This window comes from Amycolatopsis thailandensis, assembly GCF_042723255.1.
Taxonomy (GTDB): domain Bacteria; phylum Actinomycetota; class Actinomycetes; order Mycobacteriales; family Pseudonocardiaceae; genus Amycolatopsis; species Amycolatopsis thailandensis.
This window is the reverse complement of record NZ_JBHXJK010000017.1, coordinates 12,690-35,632: the sequence shown is the minus strand read 5'-3', so window position 1 is coordinate 35,632 and position 22,943 is coordinate 12,690. Positions and strand designations below refer to the sequence as shown.

At 67.9% G+C, this 22,943-nt stretch carries 21 protein-coding genes; 13 read left to right on the top strand and 8 right to left on the bottom strand.

Going from position 1 to position 22,943, the window contains the following annotated elements:
• Positions 1–142 precede the first annotated feature (142 nt).
• On the bottom strand, positions 143–1,147 hold the full coding sequence (locus ACFWMR_RS09410; protein WP_093938882.1) for a FecCD family ABC transporter permease: 1,005 nt from the start codon (positions 1,145–1,147) through the stop codon (positions 143–145).
• Complete coding sequence (locus ACFWMR_RS09405; protein WP_378378061.1) at positions 1,144–2,127, bottom strand: FecCD family ABC transporter permease; 984 nt, start codon at positions 2,125–2,127, stop codon at positions 1,144–1,146. The genes ACFWMR_RS09410 and ACFWMR_RS09405 overlap by 4 nt, the downstream gene beginning before the upstream one ends.
• 115 nt (positions 2,128–2,242) lie before the next feature.
• Here ACFWMR_RS09405 and ACFWMR_RS09400 point away from each other — a divergent pair, with 115 nt between their 5' ends.
• Complete coding sequence (locus ACFWMR_RS09400) at positions 2,243–3,241, top strand: ABC transporter substrate-binding protein (protein WP_378378060.1); 999 nt, start codon at positions 2,243–2,245, stop codon at positions 3,239–3,241.
• A gap of 249 nt (positions 3,242–3,490) precedes the next feature.
• Here the strand turns inward: ACFWMR_RS09400 and ACFWMR_RS09395 are convergent, their stop codons facing one another.
• Together ACFWMR_RS09395 and ACFWMR_RS09390 are read right to left on the bottom strand one after the other, a co-directional pair.
• Complete coding sequence (locus tag ACFWMR_RS09395; protein ID WP_378378059.1) at positions 3,491–4,348, bottom strand: alpha/beta fold hydrolase; 858 nt, start codon at positions 4,346–4,348, stop codon at positions 3,491–3,493.
• An 84-nt stretch (positions 4,349–4,432) separates the two neighbouring features.
• Positions 4,433–5,845, bottom strand: a complete 1,413-nt coding sequence (locus ACFWMR_RS09390) for a M20/M25/M40 family metallo-hydrolase (RefSeq protein ID WP_208636136.1) — start codon at positions 5,843–5,845, stop codon at positions 4,433–4,435.
• 373 nt (positions 5,846–6,218) lie between these two features.
• Here ACFWMR_RS09390 and pdhA point away from each other — a divergent pair, with 373 nt between their 5' ends.
• The 7 genes from pdhA to ACFWMR_RS09355 all read left to right on the top strand — a co-directional run bounded on the left by pdhA (position 6,219) and on the right by ACFWMR_RS09355 (position 14,880).
• Positions 6,219–7,424 carry a pyruvate dehydrogenase (acetyl-transferring) E1 component subunit alpha gene (gene pdhA, locus ACFWMR_RS09385; RefSeq protein WP_125732972.1) on the top strand — a complete coding sequence of 402 codons (1,206 nt, stop codon included), beginning with the start codon at positions 6,219–6,221 and terminating at the stop codon, positions 7,422–7,424.
• A 1-nt stretch (position 7,425) separates the two neighbouring features.
• Positions 7,426–8,418, top strand: a complete 993-nt coding sequence (locus tag ACFWMR_RS09380) for an alpha-ketoacid dehydrogenase subunit beta (RefSeq protein ID WP_093938877.1) — start codon at positions 7,426–7,428, stop codon at positions 8,416–8,418.
• A 16-nt stretch (positions 8,419–8,434) separates the two neighbouring features.
• Positions 8,435–9,787 carry a dihydrolipoamide acetyltransferase family protein gene (locus ACFWMR_RS09375; RefSeq protein WP_378378058.1) on the top strand — a complete coding sequence of 451 codons (1,353 nt, stop codon included), beginning with the start codon at positions 8,435–8,437 and terminating at the stop codon, positions 9,785–9,787.
• A 148-nt stretch (positions 9,788–9,935) separates the two neighbouring features.
• Positions 9,936–10,511 carry a TetR/AcrR family transcriptional regulator gene (locus ACFWMR_RS09370; protein ID WP_093935027.1) on the top strand — a complete coding sequence of 192 codons (576 nt, stop codon included), beginning with the start codon at positions 9,936–9,938 and terminating at the stop codon, positions 10,509–10,511.
• A gap of 26 nt (positions 10,512–10,537) precedes the next feature.
• A complete protein-coding gene (locus ACFWMR_RS09365) occupies positions 10,538–12,487 on the top strand; it encodes an ABC transporter ATP-binding protein (protein WP_378277241.1) in 1,950 nt (649 codons plus the stop codon).
• Between the two features lie 85 nt (positions 12,488–12,572).
• Positions 12,573–13,055: an FxsA family protein gene (locus tag ACFWMR_RS09360; RefSeq protein WP_378241944.1), complete on the top strand. Its 483-nt coding sequence runs from the start codon at positions 12,573–12,575 to the stop codon at positions 13,053–13,055.
• Between the two features lie 82 nt (positions 13,056–13,137).
• Positions 13,138–14,880, top strand: a complete 1,743-nt coding sequence (locus ACFWMR_RS09355) for an ATP-binding protein (protein ID WP_378378057.1) — start codon at positions 13,138–13,140, stop codon at positions 14,878–14,880.
• Here ACFWMR_RS09355 and ACFWMR_RS09350 read toward each other — a convergent pair.
• Positions 14,877–15,467 carry an SCP2 sterol-binding domain-containing protein gene (locus ACFWMR_RS09350; protein ID WP_378378099.1) on the bottom strand — a complete coding sequence of 197 codons (591 nt, stop codon included), beginning with the start codon at positions 15,465–15,467 and terminating at the stop codon, positions 14,877–14,879. The two genes, ACFWMR_RS09355 and ACFWMR_RS09350, sit on opposite strands and share 4 nt — an antisense overlap.
• An 86-nt stretch (positions 15,468–15,553) precedes the next feature.
• Positions 15,554–16,198 carry an SCP2 sterol-binding domain-containing protein gene (locus ACFWMR_RS09345; RefSeq protein WP_093935023.1) on the bottom strand — a complete coding sequence of 215 codons (645 nt, stop codon included), beginning with the start codon at positions 16,196–16,198 and terminating at the stop codon, positions 15,554–15,556.
• Between the two features lie 126 nt (positions 16,199–16,324).
• Here ACFWMR_RS09345 and ACFWMR_RS09340 point away from each other — a divergent pair, with 126 nt between their 5' ends.
• Positions 16,325–16,990, top strand: coding sequence for a TetR/AcrR family transcriptional regulator (locus ACFWMR_RS09340; RefSeq protein ID WP_005155885.1), 666 nt, complete (start codon positions 16,325–16,327; stop codon positions 16,988–16,990).
• Here ACFWMR_RS09340 and ACFWMR_RS09335 read toward each other — a convergent pair.
• Both ACFWMR_RS09335 and ACFWMR_RS09330 read right to left on the bottom strand, forming a co-directional pair.
• Positions 16,973–17,818 carry a MaoC family dehydratase gene (locus ACFWMR_RS09335; RefSeq protein WP_093935022.1) on the bottom strand — a complete coding sequence of 282 codons (846 nt, stop codon included), beginning with the start codon at positions 17,816–17,818 and terminating at the stop codon, positions 16,973–16,975. The two genes, ACFWMR_RS09340 and ACFWMR_RS09335, sit on opposite strands and share 18 nt — an antisense overlap.
• A gap of 2 nt (positions 17,819–17,820) precedes the next feature.
• Positions 17,821–19,155, bottom strand: a complete 1,335-nt coding sequence (locus tag ACFWMR_RS09330; protein ID WP_378378056.1) for a 3-oxoacyl-ACP reductase — start codon at positions 19,153–19,155, stop codon at positions 17,821–17,823.
• A 92-nt stretch (positions 19,156–19,247) separates the two neighbouring features.
• Between ACFWMR_RS09330 and ACFWMR_RS09325 the strand changes: the two genes are divergently transcribed.
• The 4 genes from ACFWMR_RS09325 (at position 19,248) to ACFWMR_RS09310 (ending at position 22,832) form a co-directional block, all read left to right on the top strand.
• Positions 19,248–20,537, top strand: coding sequence for an acetyl-CoA C-acetyltransferase (locus ACFWMR_RS09325; RefSeq protein WP_093935020.1), 1,290 nt, complete (start codon positions 19,248–19,250; stop codon positions 20,535–20,537).
• Positions 20,538–20,607: 70 nt separating this feature from the next.
• On the top strand, positions 20,608–21,561 hold the full coding sequence (locus tag ACFWMR_RS09320) for an ATP-binding cassette domain-containing protein (protein WP_378378055.1): 954 nt from the start codon (positions 20,608–20,610) through the stop codon (positions 21,559–21,561).
• On the top strand, positions 21,558–22,361 hold the full coding sequence (locus ACFWMR_RS09315) for an ABC transporter permease (RefSeq protein ID WP_093935018.1): 804 nt from the start codon (positions 21,558–21,560) through the stop codon (positions 22,359–22,361). The genes ACFWMR_RS09320 and ACFWMR_RS09315 overlap by 4 nt, the downstream gene beginning before the upstream one ends.
• Before the next feature lie 99 nt (positions 22,362–22,460).
• Positions 22,461–22,832 carry a YciI family protein gene (locus ACFWMR_RS09310; protein WP_093935017.1) on the top strand — a complete coding sequence of 124 codons (372 nt, stop codon included), beginning with the start codon at positions 22,461–22,463 and terminating at the stop codon, positions 22,830–22,832.
• Positions 22,833–22,943: the final 111 nt, after the last annotated feature.

Genomic DNA, 22,943 nt, shown 5'->3' with positions numbered 1-22,943 from the left:
TGTTCGATGGGCTTCGTGATCCAGGTGGCTCCTGGCGGTGCGGGCGGATCGGCCTCGTACCGGGTCGTACTCGGGCGCATCCGCCCGTGCCGTCAGGAGTCACCTGGGCGCGAAGACCGCGAACAGACTTGTGAAACACGCCCTAGGCCCGTCGTCGGAGCAACAACCAGAGCAGGTACACGCCACCGAGGGCCGCCGCGACGACGCCCGCCGGGAGCAGCGAAGACGCCAGCAGGCGTTGGCCGACGTAGTCCGCCGCGACGACCAGGGTCGCCCCGACGAAGGCCGATGCCACCAGGTTCGGCCCCGGCAGGCGCGTCATCCGGCGGGCCAGCTGCGGCGCGGCGAGGGCGATGAACTGGAGCGGCCCCGTCGTCGCGGTGGCGGCGGCGACCAGTCCGACGGCGACCAGCACCAGGGTCAGCCGCACGCGAGGCACGTCGACGCCGATGCCGGTCGCGGTGTCGTCGCCCATCTCCAGCATGCGCAGCGCGCGGCCGTTCGCGAACACGATCGGCGCGAAGACCGCCATCGCGATCGCCAGCGGCACGAAGTAGGTCCAGTCGCGGCCGGAGAGGTCACCGACCAGCCAGCCGACCGCCTGCGCGGCGGCTTCGAGGTTCGCCTTCACCAGCAGGTACGCGTTCACGCCGCCCAGCACCGCGCTGACCGCGATCCCGAGCAGCACCAGCCGCGAACTCAGCAGACCGTGCGGCGCGCACAACGCCATCACCAGCAACGCCGTCAGCAGGCCGCCCGCCAGCGCGCCGAGTGAGACGACGCCGGGGCCGGAGCCGAAGAACAGCAGCGTCACGATGCCGCCGGTCGCCGAGCCGGTGGTGAATCCGATGACGTCCGGGCTGCCGAGCGGATTCCGGGTGATCGTCTGGAAGATCGCCCCGGCCAGTGCCAGCGCGGCGCCGACGAGGATCGCGACCAGCACCCGCGGCAGCCGTCCCATGACGACCAGGTACTGCGCCTTCGTGCCTTGGCCCGCCAGCGTCGCGAGCACCTCGCCGGGGCTCATCTCGTAGTCGCCCGTGCCGACCGAAAGCACGACGAGAGCGAGCGTCACCAGGGCCAGCGCGGCGACGACGATCGTGGATCGTCTGTCCAAACCGGACTCCCGGCGGACGAGCGCGGTCATCGGCGCACCGCCTTCAACCGGCGGGCGACGATCACGAACGCGATCCCGCCGACGACCTCGGTCATCACGCCGACCTGGATCTCCCCCGGCGAGCCGAGCAGGCGGCCGAGGACGTCGCAGCCGAGCAGCAAGACCGGTCCGAGCAGCGCCGACAGCAGCATCACCCAGCGTTCGTCCTGGCCGATCAGCGACCGGACGACGTGCGGGATCATCAGGCCGACGAAGGCGATCGGCCCGCAGGCCGCGGTCGCCGCCGCCGACAGCAGCCCGACGGCCACCATCCCGGCGGCGCGGACCAGCGCCGGATTCGCACCGAGCCCGCGCGCGGTGTCTTCCCCGAGTGCCAAGGCGTTCAGCGCACGCGCCAGCACGATCGCGATCACCACGCCCGCGACGAAGAACGGCAGCAGCACGGAAAGCTGATCGAGGTTCCGGTTGACCAGCGAGCCGACCAGCCAGAACCGCATGGCCTGGAGGTTGTGCGTGTTGATCATCTGCATGGCCTGGTTGATCCCGATGAACACCGCCTGGATAGCGACCCCGGCCAGCACCAGCCGCAGCGGGCTCGTCGCGCCGCGTGTCCCGCCGATCACCGAGACCAGCGCGGTTCCCGCCAGTGCCCCGGCGAAGGCGAACCAGATGTACTGGCCGGGCGAAGTCACCGAGAACACCGTGGAGCCGAGCACGATCGCGACGGCGGCACCGTGGTTGATGCCGAGCAGCCCGGGTTCCGCGACCGGGTTGCGGGTGATCGCCTGCATCAGTGAGCCCGCGAGGCCGAGCGCCATCCCGACGAACAGGCCGAGCACCGTCCGGGGCATGCGGTCGTCGCGGACGACGACGTCGTTGTAGCTGCCGTCGTAAGCGAAGAGAGCATGGAGGACTTCGCCGAGGGAAAGCTTGTTCGACCCGAAGCCGATCGACAGCAGGACGACCGCGACGAGTGCGATGAGCGACCCGACCAGGACCAGCGTTCTCACGGAGACGCTGGTCCGGGGTGATCTGACGCGCTCCGTGACCTGGACCATGGCCCTCACAGTAAGCGAAGGCTAGCCTAACGACGAAACCCGGTCGTATGGCGAAAGAAGATCTCGAATGCACCTCTCCCGACGCGGCTTCCTCGCCGGTACCGCGGCGCTCGGCGCCACCGGCCTCCTGACCGCCTGCGGCTATCAGGACGAAGCACCCACGCAGGGAGCGGGCGCGACCTGGTCCTTCACTGACGACCGCGGCCGCAGACTCGAAGGCGAGCGGCCGACGCGGATCGTCGCGCAGGTGACCGCCGCGGCGGCGCTGTGGGACCTCGGCGTGAAGTCGGTCGGGATCTTCGGCCCGTCGAAGTTCGCCGACGGCAAGCCGGACCCGCAGGCGGGCGGTGTCGACCTGAACACGGTGACGTCGCTCGGGAACGTGTGGAACGAGTTCAACTTCGACAAGTTCGTCTCGTTGAACCCGCAGTTGCTGATCAGCGTGATGTACCTCAAGGAACAGATGTGGTACGTCCCGGACACGCAGACGGAGAAGATCGACAAGGCCGCGCCGAGCGTCGGGATCCGGCTGCAGGACATCTCGATGCCCGAGGGGATCGCGAAGTTCATCGCGCTCGCGAAGGCGCTCGGCGCCGACACCGAGACTCCGGCGATCAAGGCCGCGAAGGAAGAGTACGAGAAGGCTGACGCCGCGTTCGGCGAAGCGGCCAAGAAGGCGGCCGGGCTGAAGATCCTGCTGGTGTCCGCGCAGAAGGACGCCGTCTACGTCTCGAACGCGCCGAAGTTCGCGACGTCGAAGCACTACCAGAGCAAGGGCCTGAACTTCGTCACGCCGGAGGCACCGGACGAGAGCCAGGGCGGCTACTACCAGCAGATCAGCTGGGAGAACATCGGCAAGTACCCCGCCGACGTGATCATGTACGACAACCGCGGCGGTTCGCTCTCGCTCGGCCCGGACGGGCTCGGCGGCGTGCCGACCTGGGCGCAGCTGCCCGCGGTGAAGGCCGGGAAGCTGATCCCGTGGAACAACGAGACGCCGTTCTCGTACCAGCGGTTCACGCCGCAGCTGACGGAGCTCACGGCCGCGCTGAACAAGTTCGCCTAGGGGGACCAGAGGCGGCGGTGAGGATTGGGGCGCGTTGGTCGTGAGTGGCAAGGACGGTTAGAACCGGCCTAGGCGCTGTCCTGTAAGTCCGTTCGATGGGCTTCGTGATCCAGGTGGTCTCTGGCGGTGCGGGCGATTCGGCCTCGTACCGGGTTGTACTCGGCTGGATCGCCCGTGCCGTCAGAGGCCGCCTGGGCGCGAAGACCGCGGACGGACTTACAGGACAGCGCCTAGCCACTCACGACCCGCTCAGCCCAGGAACTCCCGTAGCGCCGCCGCGAGGTCGGCCGGGTTGTCCTCGGCCATGTGATGCCCGGACTCGATCGCGAAACCGCGGACGTCCTCGGCCCACTCGCGCCACACCGCGATCGGATCGCCGTACAGGTCGCCGAGATCGTCGAAGCTGGACCACAGGACGAGCGCCGGGCACGTGATCTTGTTCCCGGCCGCCTTGTCGGCGTCATCGGCTACGCGGTCGGGTCCGAGCCCGGCGCGGTAGTCCTCGAGCATCGCGTGGACCGTCTCGGGATCGTGGATCGCGCGCAGGAAGTCGGCGTGGTTCTCCGCGCCCATCGCTTCGGGATCGCCGCCGTACCAGGCGTCGGGGTCGGCGTTGATCACCCGCTCGGCGGGTTTCGCGAGCTGGCCGAAGAAGAACCAGTGCCACCAGGCCTGCGCGAACTTCGCGTCCGCGCGGGAAAGGTGCTCGCCGATCGGGATGCCGTCGAGGATGGCCAGCTTCGTGACGGCTTCCGGATGGTCGAAGGCCAGGCGGTAGGCGACGGCGCTGCCGCGATCATGCCCGGCGACGGCGAACCGCTCGTGGCCGAGATGGCGCATGAGCGCGACGATGTGCCGGGCCATGGCGCGTTTCGAGTGCGCCGAGTGGTCTTCGGTGGTCTCGGGTTTAGAGGACTGGCCGTAGCCGGGGAGATCCGGGCAGACGACGGTGAACGCGTCCGCGAGCCGGGGCGCGACGTCGTACCAGGTCGTGTGGGTGCGGGGATGTCCGTGCAGGAGAACGAGAGGCGGCCCCGATCCGCCGTGGCGGACCCTGAGGGTCACTTCGCCGACATCGACGTTTTCGAGCTGGAAACCCTCGAACATGTTCCTCCCGCGCGCGCAATGAAAGGTCCTTTCCTTGCAAATTTTGCTGGGAAAGGACCTTTCATTGCAGCGTGAGCGAGGAGATCAGCTCCGCGCGTGCGCGTCCAGGATGTGCGCGACCGCCTCGGTGACCCGCTGGGCGAAGTCGATGTTCAGCCACTCGTCCGGCACGTGGATGTTCGAGTCCGGCCCGCAGGCGCCGGTGACCACGAACTGCGCGTCCGGGTACTTCTCGCCGAGCAGCCCCATGAACGGGATCGACCCGCCCATGCCGAAGCTCTTGTGCGGCTCACCGAAGACCTCGCCGCTGACGTGGTGCAGGACCTTGTCGAGCCACGGCGCGGTGTCCGGCGCGTTCCAGCCGTTCTCGGCCTGGAAATCGCCGAGCTCGACCGAAGCGTCGTAAGGCACGTCGGTGGTGAGCACCCGGCGGACCGCCTCCATCGCGGCCTTCGCGTCGGCCGTCGGCGGGAGACGGAAGCTCAGGGTGAGCGTGGTGCTGTCGCGCAGCACGTTGCCCGCCTCGGCCGGGAGCGGGAAGCCCGCCGCGCCGATCACCGAAAGCGTCGGCCGCCACGAGTTGTTGAGCAGCAGTTCGAGGTCGTCGTCGGACACCGGACGGCCGACCACCGGGAACAGCGTCTTCGCCGCGCCGGGCGCGATCTCGACGACACCGCGCGCCTCGTCGACGCGGTTCTCCGGGATGTCGACGCTCAGTTCGGCGAGCTTGATCTCACCGGTCTCGACGTTCTCGATCCGGTCGATCAGGGCGCGCAGGACGCGGAACGAGCTCGCCACGATGCCGCTGGCCATGCCGGAGTGCTGCGCGGATTCGAGCACCTTCACGGTGACGTTGACGTGCAGCATGCCGCGAAGGCTGGTGGTCAGCCACAGGCGCTTGTAGTCGGTGCCGCCGGCGTCGAGGCAGACGACCAGCGTGACCTCGCCGAGCTTCTCCTTCAGGTGCTCGACGTAGGCGGGGAGGTCCGGACTGCCGGACTCCTCACCGGTCTCCAACAGCACGACCGCGCGGGAGTGCTCGCCACCGGCGGCGCGCACGGCCTCGATCGCCGTCGTCGCCGCGTAGCCCGAGTAGCCGTCGTCGACCGCGCCGCGGCCGTACAGCCTGCCGTCGCGGATCACCGGCGTCCACGGGTCGAGCCCCTCGGACCAGCCACCGACCGGGGGCTGCTTGTCGAGGTGCCCGTACATCAGCACGGTGCCCTTCTCGGCCGCTTCGGACGTCGCAGGGATGTCGACGACCAGCAGCGGGCTGCGGCCTTCGAGTTCCACGACCTCGAGCGTCGCGCCGGGGATCTCCCGGGCGGCGATCCAGGAGCGGACGTGCTCGACGGCGGCGGCCAGATGGCCGGTCTTCGCCCACTCGGCGTCGAACGCCGGCGACAAGGCGGGGATCGCCACCAGGCCGGACAGGCTCGGAAGGACTTCGTCGGTCCAGTTCGAAACCACGGTTTCGCGTACGGATTTCTGCTCCACGTCCGCCATCCTGCCACGACGCCGGGAGCGTGTGATGGATCACAACGGCGGGCACGGATCGTCATCGATCAAGCCGGGCAGGACACCCGTCCGGACTCGTCGTCCGCTGGTCGGGCCGCGGGTGAAAACCCTACTTTCGGCGGCCCCACACTCGGTCGTCCTAGCATTTTCCCTGATCAGACACCCTTTCTCAGCAACAAATCAGCATCCTGCCCTGACCAAGACGGCGTCCGGCGTGCCAGGATGTGCGCACGAACCGTCAACGCCGATGGTGACCCAGCGCTTCAGATCCGACGCGCTGGTCCCCGCCGGCGCAGTCACTGTGGCCGCCACAAGTGGCCGCCAGAGGCGCCGACATCAAGGAGAGCAGCGCATGCCGTCCGAACACTGGACGCACCCGGAACCTGGAGACGGTCCCGCCGCCGTAGCGGCGCAACCTTCCCCTGAACAGGTGATCGCCGGTTTGCGAGCAACGAGCGAAGGTGGCGCTGAGCTGACTCAGCTGCTCACCCCCGAAGGCGAACGGGTCTCCTCGCCGCAATTCGACCGGTACGTCGACGACATCGACGCCGAAGCCCTCAAGGGCCTGTACCGCGACATGGTCCTGGTCCGCCGCGCGGACCGCGAGGCCAACGCGATGCAGCGCCAGGGCCAGCTCGGCATCTGGGTCCCGCTGCTCGGGCAGGAAGCCGCGCAGATCGGCTCCGGCCGCGCGCTGCGGAAGGGGGACATGGCCTTCCCCAGCTACCGCGAACACGGTGTCGCCTACACCCGCGGCGTCGACCTCAAAGAGGTGCTCGGCATCTTCCGCTGCACCGACCACAGTGGCTGGGACTACAAGGCCCACGGCTTCCACCCGTACACCATCGTGATCGGCAACCAGGTGCTCAACGCCGCCGGTTACGCGATGGGCCAGAAGTTCGAAGGCAAGGTCGGCGACGACGACAGCGAAGCGACCATCTGTTACTTCGGTGACGGAGCGACTTCGCAGGGCGACGTGCACGAAGGCTTCGTCTGGGCCGCCGTCTACGACGCGCCGCTCGTGTTCTTCTGCCAGAACAACCAGTGGGCGATCTCGGAGCCCACCGAACGCCAGTCTCGCCTGCCGCTGTACCAGCGCGCCCGCGGCTACGGCTTCCCCGGCATCCGCGTGGACGGCAACGACGTCCTCGCCTGCCTCGCGGTCTCCCGCTGGGCGCTGGAGGAGTGCCGCCACGGCAACGGCCCGGTGCTGATCGAGGCGTTCACCTACCGGATGGACGCGCACACCACCACCGACGACCCCACCCGCTACCGGCTCTCCGACGAGCTGGAGGAGTGGAAGCTGAAGGACCCGATCGAGCGCGTCCGGGCGTACCTCGCCCGCGGTGGCGGCGCCGACCAGGCGTTCTTCGACCAGGTGCAGGCCGATTCGGACGCCTTCGCGGCCGAGCTGCGCGACTACTGCTTCAACATGCCCGAACCGCCACCGGACCGGATCTTCTCCAACGTGTACGCGGAGTCCACGCCGCTGCTGGACGCGCAGCGCGAAGAGTTCCTGTCCTACATGGACGGTTTCGTCGGGGCGGGTGAGCACTGAAATGGCCGACCTCCAGAAACTCACCATCGGCAAGGCCCTCAACCTCGGCCTCCGGCGCGCCATGGAAGAGGACCCGAAGGTCCTGATCATGGGTGAGGACGTCGGCAAGCTCGGCGGCGTCTTCCGCATCACCGACGGCCTCCAGAAGGACTTCGGCGAGCAGCGCGTCCTGGACACGCCGCTCGCGGAATCGGGCATCATCGGCACCGCGGTCGGCCTCGCCGTCCGCGGATTCCGGCCGGTGTGCGAGATCCAGTTCGAGGGCTTCATCTTCCCGGGCTTCGACCAGATCTCCAGCCAGGTCGCGAAGCTGCACTACCGGACGCAGGGCAAGATCAAGATGCCCATCGTGATCCGGGTGCCGTTCGGCGGCGGCATCGGCGCGGTCGAGCACCACTCGGAGTCGCCGGAATCGCTGTTCGCGCACATCCCCGGCCTCAAGGTCGTGTCGGTTTCGAACGCCGTCGACGCCTATTGGGGCATCCAGCAGGCGATCAAGTCCGACGACCCGATCCTGTTCTTCGAGCCCAAGAAGCTGTACCACTCGGGCGCGATGAAGTCCGAGGTCGACGTCGAGGCCACGCCGGACCAGCTGTTCAAGTCGCGCGTCGTCCGCGAAGGCACGACGGCCACCGTCGTCGCGTACGGCCCGTCGGTGAAGGTCGCGCTCGACGCGGCGACCGCCGCCGAGGACGAGGGCAAGTCGCTGGAGGTCATCGACCTGCGGACGCTGTCCCCGCTCGACCTGGAGCCGGTGTTCGAGTCGGTGCGCAAGACCGGGCGGCTCATCGCGCTGAGCGAGGCGCCGTCGGAGTCGTCGCTGACCTCGGAGATCGCCGCGCGCGTGCAGCAGGAATGCTTCTACTCGCTGGAAGCCCCCGTGCTGCGGGTGACCGGATTCGACACGCCGTACCCGCCGGCCAAGCTCGAGGAGCACTACCTCCCCGACCTGGACAGGGTGCTGCACACCGTCGACCGTTCGCTCGCCTGGTAAGGGGGAAGTTCCTGAAATGCCCGAGTACAAACACTTTCCCCTCGCCGACACGGCGGAGGGGCTGACCGAGGCCGACATCATCGCCTGGCAGGTCAAGCCGGGTGACACCGTGACGGTGAACCAGATCGTGGTCGAGGTCGAGACCGCGAAGGCCGCCGTCGAACTGCCCATCCCGTGGGCGGGCGTGGTCACCGAACTGCTCGTCGAGCCGGGTCAGACGGTGGAGGTCGGCGCGCCGATCCTCACCATCGACGTCGACCCGAACGGCAAGGCGGCTCCGGCACCCGCTGCCGCCCCGGCGGCGGAGGAAGCCGAAGAGGAGATGAAGCCGCTGGTCGGCTACGGCTCCAAGGCCGTCGTCACCCAGCGTCGGGCACGGAAGGGCGCTGCCGCTCCCGTGGCCGCAGCTCCCGCTCCGGTCGCCGTCGCTCCCGTGCCTGCTCCGGTGGCGGTCGCTCCGGCGCCTGCCAAGCCGAAGGGCGGGTACGTCCCGCTGGCGAAGCCGCCGGTGCGCAAGCTCGCCAAGGACCTCGGCGTCGACCTGCACGCGCTCACCGGCACCGCGGACGGCGGCGTCATCACCCGTGACGACGTGCACGCCGCCGCCAACGGTTCCGCCGCCCCGGCCGCCGCTGTCCAGTCCGTTGTGGACAGTGGATACGACCCCGCGACGCGGGAACGCCGGGTGCCGATCAAGGGTGTCCGCAAGGCCACCGCGGCCGCGATGGTGCAGAGCGCGTACACCGCCCCGCACGTCACGGAATTCCTCACCATCGACGTCACGCCGATGATGGAGTTCCGGGAGAAGCTGAAGAAGTCGCGCGAGTTCGCCGGGGTCAAGGTCACCCCGCTGACCTTCGCGGCTAAGGCCGTCTGCCTGGCGGCCAAGCGCACTCCGGACGTCAACGCGGTGTGGGACGAGGCCGCACAGGAGATCGTCTACAAGGACTACGTGCACCTCGGGATCGCCGCGGCCACCCCGCGCGGGCTCGTCGTGCCCAAGGTCCGTGACGCGGATTCGATGTCCCTCAAGGAACTCGCGATCTCGCTCACCGAGCTGACCGACGTCGCCCGCGAGGGCAAGACCACCCCGGCGGCCATGCTCGGCGGCACGATCACCATCACCAACGTCGGCGTCTTCGGCGTCGACACCGGTACGCCGATCATCAACCCCGGCGAGTCCGCGATCCTGTGCCTCGGCGCGATCAAGGACACCCCGTGGGTCGTCGACGGCGAGATCAAGGTGCGCAAGGTGCTCCAGCTTTCGCTGAGCTTCGACCACCGCGTGGTCGACGGGCAGCAGGGCTCGGAGTTCCTGGCCGACGTCGGCGCGCTGCTGGCCGACCCCGCGGTCGCGATCACCTACTGACCCAAGTACGTGAAGGCCCCCTTCATTGCGCTAGGCGCAGTGAAGGGGGCCTTCACGTACTTCAGCCTTAATCGCTTGACGGAGTGAGCACTCACTCCGCACACTGGACGGCATGACGGAAACCACCGCCCGGCGGAGAGCGCCGGGAATGAGCCCCGAAGAGCGACGGAGGATGATCGTCCAATCCGTGCTGCCCCTGATGGTGGAGCACGGCGCCGGCGTCACCACCAGCCAGATCGCCCGCGCCGCCGGCATCGGCGAAGGCACGGTCTTCCGCGTCTTCAAGGACAAGGACGAGCTCTTCGCCACCTGCTTCGCCGAAGCGCTGAAGCCCGACCAGGTGCTCGACGCCATCGCCGTGATCGACCTCGAACAGCCCCTCGACGACAGGCTCGTCGAGGCGGCCGACGCGCTCAGCGCGCATCTCCAGCGCATGGGCGCGCTGATGGCGGTCATGCACGGCTCCGGCAAGCGGCCCGAGCATCGCCACGGCCCCGGCGACGGCAGGGACCGGCGCAAGGAGTCGATGACCGCGATGCGCGAGGCCATGGCCGAGCTGTTCGAACCGGAAAAGGACCGGCTCCGGCTGCCCGCGACCCAGCTGGCCGCGCTCTTCCTTTCGCTGCTGTTCAGCGGCCGGATGCGGTTCGACGCGAACGGTGACGAGCCCACCACGATGGAACTCGTCGACGTCTTCCTCAACGGCGCCGTGGGGGCCGCGTGATCGGCCCGCCCGGGGGAGGCGGCGGCATGGAGATGCTGCTGGCCAGGGGCGGCAGGCGGCGCCGTCCGCCGTCGACGGTGCCCGACAGCGGGCTGACCGGCCCGGTCGACATCCCGGAACCCGAACCCGAAGCCGTCCCGAAGGACCTGAAGTCCCGGCTCGGCCGCATGTGGATCAACGTCGCGGGCACGGTCCGCGGCCTGCCGAAGGTCGCGAAGCTGACCTGGCAGGCGAGCCCGTTCCTGACCATCACGATCACCGTGGTGACCCTGCTTTCCGGTCTGCTGCCCACGGCGACCGCGTATGTCGCGAAGCTGCTGATCGACTCCGTGGTCGCCGCGATCCAGGGCCACGGCACCAAGAGCGCGATCGTCGGGGTCGCGCTGTTCCAGTTCGGTGTCCTCGTGCTCACCGCGCTTTCCCAGGCGCTGACCACCTACGGCCAGTCATTGCTGCAAGAACGCATGACGCTGACCATCCGCCACCAGGTGATGGAGCATTCGAGCAGGCTGCATCTGTCGTACTTCGAAGGTTCCGCGTCCTACGACATGCTGCGCCAGGCCGCGCAGGAGGCACCGACCCGGCCGCTGTCGATGATGAACTCGGCGTTGGGCCTGGTCCGGACGGTGATCACCTTCGGCAGCATGATCGCGCTGCTCGTCTCGATCAGCCCGCTGCTGGCGCTCGTCGCGCTGCTGGCCCCGATCCCCGCTTTCATCTCGCAGTCGAAATACGGCGCCCGCGCGTTCTGGCTGACGGTGATGATGTCGCCGCTGAAACGGCGGATGGACTATCTGTCCTCTTTGGTCACCACGGACACCTACGCCAAGGAGACCAAGCTCTTCGGGCTCGGCCCGTACTTCGTCGACCGGTTCCAGCGGCTCGGCCAGGTCTTCTACGACCGTCAGCGGAAACTGACCCGCAAGCGCAGCGTGAGCTCGACGTCGTGGGGGCTGCTGAGCACCGCCGCCGGATCCGCGATCGCGCTGTACATCGCGCTGGAAGCCGTCGGCGGCAGGCTCACCCTCGGTGATCTCGCGCTGTACACGGCCGCCGCGGCGTCAGTGCAGACGTCCGTCCAGGGTCTGTTCACCGCGTTTTCCGGGATGTACGAGAACAATCTCTACCTCGACACGCTGTACCGCTTCCTCGGCACGAAACCGGAGATCGTCGCGCCGCCGGAACCGCGCCCCGTTCCCTCCACTGTGGAGGGACACATCCGGTTCGAGGAAGTGTCCTTCACCTATCCCGGAGCGTCCGAACCCGCCCTCGACGGCGTGAGCTTCGAGATCCGGCCCGGCGAAACGGTCGCCGTCGTCGGGCGCAACGGCGCCGGGAAGTCGACGCTGTTCAAACTGCTCTGCCGCCTGTACGACCCGACGGGCGGGCGGATCCTCCTCGACGACGTCGACATCCGTGAGTACGACCCGGTCGAGCTGCGGCGGCGGATCAGCGCGATGTTCCAGGACTACGTCACCTACCAGGGCACCGCGGCCGAGAACATCGGGCTCGGCGACCTGACGCACCTCGTCGACCGCGAACGGATCGAGGAGTCGGCGAAGCGGGCCGGCGCCGATGAGCGGATCGAACGGCTGCCCAGCGGATACGACAGTCCGCTCGGCCGCTGGTTCGACCAGGGCGTGAGCCTTTCCGGCGGCGAATGGCAGAAGATCGCGCTGGCCAGGGCGTTCCTGAGGGAGGCGCCGATCCTGATCCTCGACGAACCGACGTCCGCGCTCGACGCCCAGGCCGAACATGATCTCTTTTCGCGCCTGCGGGAGCTTTCGGAGGGGCGGACGACGCTGTACATCTCGCACCGGTTCTCGACCGTCCGGCAGGCGGAGCGGATCTTGTTGCTGGAGAACGGAAAGGTCGCCGAATACGGCACGCACGACGAGCTGATGGCGGCGAAGGCGGGCTACGCCGACCTGTTCACGTTGCAGGCCGCCGCGTACCTCGACGAGGCCGTCGGCTGACGACGGACCAGCCCCCGATCCGGCGACCCCGGTCACCGGATCGGGGGTTCGGGAGCAAAACGGGCAAGCCGTACGTTGTCCGGGTATGGCTGTCGCGTTCCTGCTCTATGTCGTCGCCGAGATCGCCGCCGTGTGGGCGGTGGGCTCGGCCATCGGTGTGCTCGGCACGATCGCGCTGCTCTTCGCCGGTGCGTTCATCGGGTCCTGGCTCGCGCGCCGCGAAGGCGGCCGCGCCTTCCGGGCTTTCGCGGAGTCCGCGCGGCTGGGCCGCCCCGCCGACGCGGAGAAGGAACTCACCGACGGCATGCTGATCGGGCTCGGCGGTCTGCTGATCCTGCTGCCCGGTTTCGTCAGCGACGTCATCGGCCTGCTGTTCATCCTGCCGCCGACGCGGAGTGTCGCGCGCAAGGTCTGGCAGAAGCGGATGCAGCGCCGGGCGGTCAAGTTCGCCAACAGCGCCCGCGGGCCGGTGATGGTGGTGGACAGCGAGGTCGTCATGGACACGCCGCCCGCCGAGGCCGTGAAGAAGCAGCCGCCGGTGATCGAAGGCCGCATCGTCGAGGGCTAGCCCCAGCTTGGACACTAGCTTAGACACTAAGGCTTAGTGTCTAAGCTAGTGTCTAAGCTAGTGTCTAAGCTGGGACGACCACATGCTCTATGACGAACTCGCCGAGATCATCGCGAACCTGCGCGACCTCGGCGGTGACCACGCCTTTGTCGAAGCCAAACGAGCTGAGACCAAGCTGCCGAAGAGCGTCCGAGAAACGGTATCGGCGTTCGCCAACACCAACGGTGGTGTTCTGATCCTCGGCCTGGACGAGGCCAACGGGTTCGAGGCAACCGGTGTTCGCGACCCCGCGAAGATGGAGGCCGATCTCGCCGCGACGTGCTCGGAGAACTTGGAGCCACCGCTACGCCCGCTTATCGGAACTCACCGCTTCGAGGGCGCGGATCTGGTGGTCGCGGAGATCCCTGAACTTCCACAGAGCGCCAAGCCCTCCTTCAGCCGCGGCATCGGTATGACGCAGGGAAGCTTCGTCAGGGTCGCCGACGGAGATCGCAAGCTGAGCCCTTACGAAGTACAGCTGATGGTGGCGAACCGAGGTCAACCTCGGGACGACGAGCAACCCGTTTCCGGAACGACCATCGCAAACCTCGACAACCAGCTCGTCGAGACCTTCTTGAGCCGGCTACGCCGTCATCGCGGCAGAGCGTTCGCGGACTTGGACTCCACTGCCGCGCTCCGACGGGCGAAGGTACTCATAGGCGATGAACTCTCTCTGGCCGGATTACTGGCGCTGGGAGAGTACCCTCAGGAGTTCTTCCCTCAGCTCATGCTGACCTTTGTCCACTATCCGACGAAATCAGGACCAGATCCACGAAATGGGACCCGGTTCATCGACAATGTCGCGGCTGAGGGTCCTATTCCTATCATGGTGGACGAGGCACTCTTAGCTCTTCGTCGCAACATGAAGCGCCGGTCCACCGTACGCGGATCCGGCCGCGCCGAGGCCTACGAATACCCCGAGGCAGCCTTACGCGAAGCAGTCGTGAACGCGCTCGTGCACCGCGACTACTCAGGCCCGTCGCTGGGAACACAGGTGCAGGTCGAGATGTACCCCGACCGTCTGGTCATCCGCAACGCGGGCGGCTTGTTCGGGTCGGTTCGGGAGGAGAACCTGGGGGTGGAGGGCACCTCTTCGGCTCGCAATGCGACCTTGTTGAAGATCCTCGAAGATTCCCCCGTCCCAGGAACAGACCGTCCGATCTGCGAAAACCGTGGTTCTGGAATCCCGACAATGCTGGCGGCGATGCGAGATGCCAAGCTCAGTCCGCCTCGGTTCGCCGACAATATTTCCACTTTCACCGCGACCTTCCCGAATCACACGTTGATGGGGAACGACGCGGTTCGATGGATCGGTTCACTCAACGAACACGGCCTCAGCGACAGCCAATGCCATGGCCTCGCCATGCTCTTCCATGGGGAGACGCTCAACAATCAGGCATACCGGAATGCCAATGACCTCGACTCTCGAGTGGCCACCGAGGAACTCGGCGATCTTGTCGCCAGGGGCCTGTTGGTTCCGGGTGGCGGTCGCCGCTACGCGCAGTACACCCTCGCCGAGGACGCGGACCCTCATTCGTCCGGCAACCCCGCCCCCGTGAAGCATCGTGCGGATCGCCGCGAAGAAATCCTTGCCGCGTTGGGTGACGGGGAAGCGACACGCGCCGATCTGGTCGCCGCGACCGGGCTCCACGACCGCACGGTCACGCGATGGCTGAGCACCTTGCTCCGGCAGGGACTGATCGAGGCGACCGAGAAGAACCTTCGCAGTCCGAATGTCCGCTATCGCCGGACGCGGCAACGAACGCTCGACGAGACAGGCGGCTAGGCGCCGCTCGGCTTCGGGATGTCGAAGTACCCGCTGAACCGGACGGCCGGCGCGTACTCGCCCTTCACCTTCACCTTGCCGGTCACGAACATCGCCGCCACCGCCGCGTTGCCGGTCGCCATCCGGATGAAGTCGTCGACGGACAACGTGATGGTGGTGTCCGGAGTGCGCGCGAGATCGGTGCTCGAAACGCAGACCCCGTCCTCGATGACCGTTTGAAAACGATCGAAACCGTCTTCTCCGTCGCCATCGGTGAAACGCCAAGCGACGACGAAGTCGACATGCCGCGCGCGTTCCGGAACGAAATGGTCCGACATTCTGCGGAAAATCTCGTCGAGGAACGCCGAACGCAGTTCCGCGTGATCGGCGATCGCCTTGAGCTGCTCCCGTGACGCGCGTTGCACGACGTCGACGAGCACCTCGGTCTCCAGTGAGCTCAGCTCGATGCCCGCACCGGTTTCGCCCAGCATGTGCAGGGTTTCCAGCACCTGGGTGAACTGTTCGGGACTCAGCTTGGCGAGCTCCAGCTTCTCCGCGAAAGCGTTGATGACGTGCTCGCCCGCGGTGCGTGTCTTGTGCAGCCGCAACGGACGGGAAAGGCGAACCTTGTCCCGCCAGCGCCGGTTCGGAGAATTTCGGGGCACGGCACGGAAGTGTATCTGCTCGGCCGGGTTCAGGACGGTTCGTGCGTTCTGGGAAGGTCGAAGAAACCGATCAGGCCCGCCGCGAATGCCAGGTCACCTTTTACTTTGATCTTTCCGGTGACGAATAGCACAGCCGGGGTCGCCTGATGGGTGATGAGCCGGAAGAAATCGACGGGCGCGATCGTGATCGTCACCCGCGGCTTCTCCCGCATGTCCCGGTCGACCGTGCACTCGCCGTGCGAGATCACCGTCTCGTAGCGGTCGTAGCCGCCTTCGCCGACGCCGCCGGAAAGCCGCCAGTGGACGACGGCGTGCAGTGTCTTCGCCCGGTCCTGCCGGATGTGGGCGCCCATGCGGTCGAAGATCTCGCGCAGCACCCGTTCGCGGAGCGGCCGTTCGGCGACGACGCTCTCGAGCTGCGTGCGCGAGGCTCGCGCGACGAGGTTCGCGAACCGGACCGGGTCGACCTTGCGGAGATCGAACGCGGGCGCGGATTCCGCGAGCCGTCCCAGCGCGGTCAGCAGCCGCCGGACGTCGTCCTTGCCGAGGTCCTTCGGGTCGATGGCGCCCGCGACCTCGTTGACGTCAAGAGAGTGCGCCTCGGCCGAATCCGGCTCGATCCGTTCCAGCGCGTCGACCAGCGCGCGGCCGGTCAGCCCCACGATCTCGGTCATTTTCCCTCCAGCTCCGCCTACCAAGGCGTAAGGCTACCCGCCAGTAGGTAGGCGGGCAAGCGTGCCGAAATCACCTTTGCCCGAAGGGGCCCGGTAGCGTCTTACGCGACTAATGGGAGGTCCTGAGTGTCCGAGGAAGTACCGCGTCCCGCCGAACGCGCCAAAAGGCTGCCGAGAGCGGTGCGGGAACGCCAGATCCTGGACGCAGCGGTCTCGGTGTTCTCGCGCTACGGCTATCACTCCGCGTCGATGGACGAGATCTCCGAGGTCGCCGGCGTCTCGAAGCCGATGATCTACACCTACCTCGGCTCCAAGGAAGACCTCTTCGGCGCGTGCATCCGCCGCGAAGCCACCCGCTTGCTGGAGGCGGTGCAGGACGGGATCAAGCCCGATCTGCCGCCCGACATGCAGCTTTGGCACGGGCTTCGCGCGTTCTACCGGTTCGTCGCCGAGTACCGCGAGTCCTGGACGGTGCTGCATCGCCAGGCCATGACCGTCGGCGGCGCCTTCGCCGCGGAGATCACCGACATGCGCACCCGCGCGATCGAGCTGGTCGCCGCGCTGGTCGTCTCCGCGGGCACCCGCAAGGGCCTCGGCGAGCAGGCCGAGTTCTCCGGCGCCGGGCTGTCCGCCGCGCTGGTCGGGGCGGCCGAGTCGCTGGCCGACTGGGCGCTCGACCACCCCGATGTCTCCGACGGCGTGCTCGCCTCGTGGCTGATGAACCTCGTCTGGCTGGGGTTCAACGACCTCGTCGAAGGCGAGATCTGGAAGCCGTCAGAGAGCGACGACTGAGCCCTCCAGATGCGGCTTCGGCTTGCGCGCGTTCCACAGCTCGAAGGCCCAGCCATCACCTTCGCTCCACGAGGTGAAAGCCACCTTGGCGGGCAGCAGGACCGGCTGCTTGAACTTGACGTCGACGGTGAAGGCCTCCGGAAGCCTGCCTTCGAACGCGGCGAGCGCGTGCGCCTTCGTCCACATGCCGTGCGCGATCGCGGCCGGGAAACCGAACGCCTTCGCGGTGATCGGGTGCAGGTGGATCGGGTTGCGGTCGCCAGAGACCTCGGCGTAGCGACGGCCGATGTCACCCGGCACGGGCCAGATCGCGTTGGGCGACGGTTGCGAGAGCTGACCGCGCGAGGTCTTCTCGCCACTGCCGCCACCGCGGCGCAGGTACGTGCTGACGTCCGTCCACACCGGACTGTCGTTCACGAGCAGCTCGCTGACCACGTCGAACTGCTTGCCCTTTTCGTGCGGGCGCAGATCCTCGGCGCGCACGCGCAGGGTGAACGACTCGTCGAGCCGCAGCTGACGGTGCTGGGTGATCCGGTTGGCGACGTGCACCATGCCCAGCAACGGGAACGGGAAGTCGGCCTCGGTCATCAGCGCCATCTGCAACGGGAAGGCGAGGATGTGCGGATACGTCGCCGGGAGCACGTCGTCCAGCCGGAATCCGCACACCTGGTTGTACGCGGCGAGGTGCGCCGGGTCGACGACGACGCCCTCGCGGACGAACTCGGTCGACGGCAGCGTGCTCCCGCCGCTCTTGCGCAGCGAGCCGAGCAGCGCCTTGGGGTACAACGAAGACAGGCTCGGCGACTCGTGGAGTTCCTTGACGCCCATTCTCACGCCCCCAGCAGTGCCTGGCCGCAGACGCGGACCACGTTGCCGTTGACAGCGGCCGAAGCCGGGTTCGCGTACCAGGCGATCGTCTCGGCGACGTCGACCGGGAGCCCACCCTGGCCGAGACTGGACAGCCGCCGCCCGGCCTCGCGGATGAACAGCGGCACCGCGGCGGTCATCTTGGTCTCGATGAACCCGGGCGCGACGGCGTTGATCGTGCCGCCGTATTCGGCGAGCGCCGGCGCGCCGACGTTCACCATGCCGATGACGCCCGCCTTGCTGGTGGCGTAGTTGGTCTGGCCGACGTTGCCCGCGATGCCGGCGATCGAGGAGACGCCGATGATCCGGCCGTTGTCGTGCAGCACCTTGTCCGCAAGGAGCTTCTCGTTCACCGCGAGCTGCGACGCGAGGTTGACGGAGATGACCGAGTCCCAGCCGCCTTCGGTCATGTTGCCCAGCGTCTTGTCCCGCGTGATGCCGGCGTTGTGCACGACGATGTCGACGCCGCCGTGGCGCGAGGTCAGGTACTCGGCGAGCTTCTCCGGCGCGTCGGCGGCGGTGATGTCCAGCTGCAGCGCCGAACCGCCGACCTTGTTGGCCACCTTCGACAGATCCGCGCCCTGGGCGGGGATGTCGAGGGCGACGACGTGCGCGCCGTCGCGGCCCAGCACCTCGGCGATGGCGGCGCCGATACCGCGGGAGGCACCGGTGACCAGGGCGACCTTGCCGTCCAAGGGCTTGGCCCAGTCGGCCGGGGCCGAGGCGGTCTTGGTCTCCGTGCCGACGCGGATGACCTGGGCATCGACGAAGGCGGACTTCGACGACAGCAGGAAGCGGAGCGTGGACTCAGTGGCCTCTTCTGCACCTTCGGCGACGTACACGAGCTGAGCGGTCGCGCCGCGCTTCAGTTCCTTACCGACGGAACGGACGAAGCCTTCGAGCGCGCGTTGGGCGATCCGCTCGTGCCCTTCGGCCAGCTCAGGAGGCGTTCCGAGGATGACGACGCGGCCCGAGGGCCCGACGCTCCGGATCACCGGGTGGAAGAAGTCGTAGACCTCGCGAAGCTGCTTCGGGTCCTTCACACCTGTCGCGTCGAAGACGAGCGCGGCGTGCTTGTCGGCCGCCGTCGAGATGACCTCGATGCCCGCGCGGTGCAGCTGAGCCTCGATCACCTTTTCGAGGCGGCCACCTGGCGCGGCGCCGAGAAGTGCGGGACCTTCGAGAGCGGGCTGGCCGGGCTTGTACCGGCGAAGCGTCGCGGGGTTCGGCAGGCCGAGCTTCGGCACCACGAATTTCCCTACCGGGCTCTTCGTGAACTGCTGGTACCTGTCAGCCATTACGTGCCTCCCGTGCCGTTTGCATCACGTCGCAGTCTAACCTACCCGTGAGTAGGTTACAGTGTGAGAGAGCCTACGGAGGAGTGGAAAAAATGGCCACGAAAAGGACGGCACCCGTGCGCAAGGTCGCGATCATCGGCGGCAACCGGATCCCCTTCGCCCGTTCGAACGGTCCGTACTCGAAGGCGTCGAACCAGGACATGTTCACCGCCGCCCTCGACGGCCTGGTCAGCCGCTTCTCCCTGCAGGACGAGGTGATCGGCGAGGTCGCCGCCGGCGCGGTGCTCAAGCACGCCCGCGACTTCAACCTCGCCCGCGAAAGCGTCCTCGGCAGCAGGCTGAACCCCGCCACTCCGGCGTCGGACGTGCAGATGGCCTGCGGCACCGGCCTCCAGGCGATCGTCAACGTCGCCAACAAGATCGCCCTCGGCCAGATCGACTCGGCCATCGCGGGCGGCGTCGACACCACGTCCGACGCGCCGCTCGCGGTCAACGACGACCTGCGCCAGATCCTCGTGCAGCTCAACGCTGCGAAGACGCTCCCCGAACGGCTGAAGCTCGCCGCGAAGCTGCGTCCCGGCCACATCGTCCCGGAGATCCCGCGCAACTCCGAGCCGCGCACCGGCCTTTCCATGGGCGAGCACGCCGCGCTGACCGCGAAGGTCTGGGAGATCACGCGCGAGGCGCAGGACGAACTCGCCGCGACCAGCCACCAGCGTCTCGGCGCCGCGTACGACAAGGGCTTCTTCGACGACCTGGTGACGCCGTACCTCAAGCTGGCCCGCGACCAGAACCTGCGCCCGGACTCCAGTGTCGAGAAGCTCGCGAAGCTGAAGCCCGCCTTCGGTGGCCCCGAGGGCACGATGACCGCGGGCAACTCGACGCCGCTGTCCGACGGCGCGTCGACGGTCCTGCTCGCGACCGAGCAGTGGGCGAAGGCGCGGAAGCTGCCGGTGCTGGCGTACCTGACGTTCTCGCAGACCGCGGCCGTCGACTACGTCCACGGTGACGAAGGCCTGCTGATGGCGCCCGCGTACGCCGTCCCGCAGATGCTCACGCGCGCCGGGATCACCCTGCAGGACTTCGACTTCTACGAGATCCACGAGGCCTTCGCCTCGCAGGTGCTCGCCACCCTCAAGGCGTGGGAGGACCCGCAGTTCGCGAAGTCGAAGCTGGGCCTCGACGAGCCGCTCGGCTCCATCGATCGGGCGAAACTGAACGTCAACGGTTCTTCGCTGGCGGCCGGGCACCCGTTCGCCGCGACCGGCGGCCGTATCGTCGCCACGCTCGCGAAGCTGTTGAACGAGAAGGGATCCGGCCGCGGGCTCATCTCGATCTGCGCGGCGGGCGGCCAGGGCGTCACCGCGATCCTCGAGAAGTAGACCGTTCGCCCGGAGCGGATCCGGGGAAAACCCCGGTGCCTTTGTCGGTGCCGGGGTCTAGTTTGTCCGCATGTTCGCAGTTCAGGCGAAAGCCCTGGTCAAGACCTACGGCTCCACCCGGGCGCTCGACGGGGTCGATCTGTCGATCCCGACGGGCAAGGTGCTGGGCCTGCTGGGGCCGAACGGTGCCGGCAAGACGACGACCGTCCGCATCCTGACCACGCTGCTCCGCCCGGATTCGGGCGAAGCGGAGGTGGCCGGGCACGACGTGCTGGCCCAGCCCGACGCCGTCCGGCGGTCGATCGGGCTGTCCGGCCAGTACGCCGCCGTGGACGAGAACCTCACCGGGTTCGAGAACCTGTACATGGTCGGCAGGCTGTACGGGAGCAAGAAGGCCGCGGCGAAGTCGAGGGCGCGCGAGCTGCTCGCGCGGTTCCGGCTGGAGGACGCGGCGGACCGGCCGGCCAAGACGTATTCCGGCGGTATGCGGCGGCGGCTCGACCTCGCGGGGGCGCTGGTCGCCGAGCCGACAGTGGTGATCCTCGACGAACCGACCACCGGGCTCGACCCGCGCGGCCGGATCGAAACCTGGGAGGTCATCAAGGAACTCGTCGCCGACGGCACCACGGTCCTGCTGACCACGCAGTACCTGGAGGAGGCCGATCAGCTCGCCGACTCGATCGTCGTGATCGACAAGGGGAAGGTCATCGCGCGTGGCACGGCCGACGAGCTCAAGCAGGAGATCGGCGGCGAACGGCTGGAACTGGTCGTGGCCTCCGCCGACGACCTCGCGGCGACCACACAGGTGCTCGCCGAGGTCGGCTCGGGGACGCCGTCGGTCGACGAGCACACCCGCAAGGTCGACGTCCTGGTCGAGGGCGGGCCGAAGGCACTGATCGAGGCACTGCGGCGGCTGGACGCGCAGGGCGTCGCCGTCCAGGACGTCGCGCTGCACCGGCCGACGCTCGACGACGTCTTCCTTTCGCTGACAGGGCACGCCACGGACGAGGGGGAGAAAGAGTGAGCGCGGTCGCGAAGGCCTTTTCCGACGGTGGCGTGATCACCTGGCGGAACCTGAAGAACGTCCAGCGCAACCCGGACTGGCTGATGGCGGCGACGCTGCAGCCGATCATGTTCGTGCTGCTGTTCGCGTACGTCTTCGGCGACGCGATCGGCGGCGAAGCGGGCGGCCTCGCGTATCGCGAGTTCCTGATCGCCGGCATCTTCGCGCAGACGGTCGCGTTCAACTCGGCGTTCACCGTGATCGGGTTCGCGAACGACCTGCAGAAGGGCATCATCGACAGGTTCCGGTCGCTGCCGATCTCCCGGCTCGCGGTGATCTTCGGACGGACGACGTCCGACCTGGTGATCAGCGTCGTGGCGCTGGTCGTCATGTCGCTGTGCGGGCTGCTCGTCGGCTGGCGGATCCGCGGCAGTTTCCTCGACGCGGTGCTCGGCTACCTGGTGATGCTGATGTTCGCCTGGGCGCTGTCCTGGGTCGGCGCGTGGATCGGGCTCGTCGCCCGCAGTGTCGAGGTGGCGCAGAGCGCCGGGCTGATGTGGATGTTCCCGCTGAGCTTCATCTCGACGGCGTTCGTCCCGGCGGACAAGCTGCCGGGCGTGCTGAAGGCGATCGCCGACTGGAACCCGTTCACCGCGGTGATCAATTCGGCGCGTGACCTGTTCGGCAACCGGTTCGGCGTGGCCCCGACGGGCTGGCCCGCCGAGCACGCCTCGCTGTACGCGATCCTTTGCTGCATCGCCATCATCGCGATCTTCGCGCCGCTGGCGACGGCCCAGTACAAGAAGGTCGCGAGCCGCTGAGAAATTCTTCCGACGAAAATGTCGAACCGCCGTCGAGCCGCTCGACGCGCTGGTGAAGGCGGGGTAGAAACAGCCCCGCCAAGACACTGAGGAGCAGCGATGCGGTTTCTGATGATGCACCGGCTGGACGAGAGCGCCCCGGAAGCCTGGAACCCCAGCAAGGAGTTCATCGAGCAGATGGGCGCCTTCGTCGAGGACTCGTTCAAGAAGGGCATCCTCATCACGGCGGAGGGCGTGCACCCGTCGGAGCGAGGCGCGAAGGTCCGCAAGGCGCGCGGCGGCAAGATCACCGCGACCGACGGCCCGTTCACCGAGACCAAGGAGGTCATCGGCGGGTTCGCGCTCATCAACGCGAAGGACCTGGCGGAGGCCGTCGCCTTCGCCGAGACCTACGCGGCGCTGTTCGACGAGATCGAGGTCGAGGTCCGCACGGTCGTCGAGATGGAGGACATCGAGGCCTTCACCGGGTGAGCCCTCGGTCCCGTAAGTGTCATGAGGGGTCCCCCTAGGGCAAATTTAGGGCGGTGGGGTCCCCCCATGTCACGCACTGGAGCCCGGCGACAGAGTGTTTGCCGTATAGGC

Excerpts from the sequence above, each read along its gene's own strand:
- ACFWMR_RS09410 (WP_093938882.1), bottom strand. The coding sequence starts at position 1,147 with ATGACCGCGCTCGTCCGCCGGGAGTCCGGTTTGGACAGACGATCCACG.
- ACFWMR_RS09400 (WP_378378060.1), top strand. The coding sequence starts at position 2,243 with ATGCACCTCTCCCGACGCGGCTTCCTCGCCGGTACCGCGGCGCTCGGC.
- ACFWMR_RS09395 (WP_378378059.1), bottom strand. The coding sequence starts at position 4,348 with ATGTTCGAGGGTTTCCAGCTCGAAAACGTCGATGTCGGCGAAGTGACC.
- pdhA (WP_125732972.1), top strand. The coding sequence starts at position 6,219 with ATGCCGTCCGAACACTGGACGCACCCGGAACCTGGAGACGGTCCCGCC.
- ACFWMR_RS09380 (WP_093938877.1), top strand. The coding sequence starts at position 7,426 with ATGGCCGACCTCCAGAAACTCACCATCGGCAAGGCCCTCAACCTCGGC.
- ACFWMR_RS09375 (WP_378378058.1), top strand. The coding sequence starts at position 8,435 with ATGCCCGAGTACAAACACTTTCCCCTCGCCGACACGGCGGAGGGGCTG.
- ACFWMR_RS09370 (WP_093935027.1), top strand. The coding sequence starts at position 9,936 with ATGAGCCCCGAAGAGCGACGGAGGATGATCGTCCAATCCGTGCTGCCC.
- ACFWMR_RS09365 (WP_378277241.1), top strand. The coding sequence starts at position 10,538 with ATGGAGATGCTGCTGGCCAGGGGCGGCAGGCGGCGCCGTCCGCCGTCG.
- ACFWMR_RS09360 (WP_378241944.1), top strand. The coding sequence starts at position 12,573 with ATGGCTGTCGCGTTCCTGCTCTATGTCGTCGCCGAGATCGCCGCCGTG.
- ACFWMR_RS09355 (WP_378378057.1), top strand. The coding sequence starts at position 13,138 with ATGCTCTATGACGAACTCGCCGAGATCATCGCGAACCTGCGCGACCTC.
- ACFWMR_RS09345 (WP_093935023.1), bottom strand. The coding sequence starts at position 16,198 with ATGACCGAGATCGTGGGGCTGACCGGCCGCGCGCTGGTCGACGCGCTG.
- ACFWMR_RS09335 (WP_093935022.1), bottom strand. The coding sequence starts at position 17,818 with ATGGGCGTCAAGGAACTCCACGAGTCGCCGAGCCTGTCTTCGTTGTAC.
- ACFWMR_RS09330 (WP_378378056.1), bottom strand. The coding sequence starts at position 19,155 with ATGGCTGACAGGTACCAGCAGTTCACGAAGAGCCCGGTAGGGAAATTC.
- ACFWMR_RS09325 (WP_093935020.1), top strand. The coding sequence starts at position 19,248 with ATGGCCACGAAAAGGACGGCACCCGTGCGCAAGGTCGCGATCATCGGC.
- ACFWMR_RS09320 (WP_378378055.1), top strand. The coding sequence starts at position 20,608 with ATGTTCGCAGTTCAGGCGAAAGCCCTGGTCAAGACCTACGGCTCCACC.
- ACFWMR_RS09310 (WP_093935017.1), top strand. The coding sequence starts at position 22,461 with ATGCGGTTTCTGATGATGCACCGGCTGGACGAGAGCGCCCCGGAAGCC.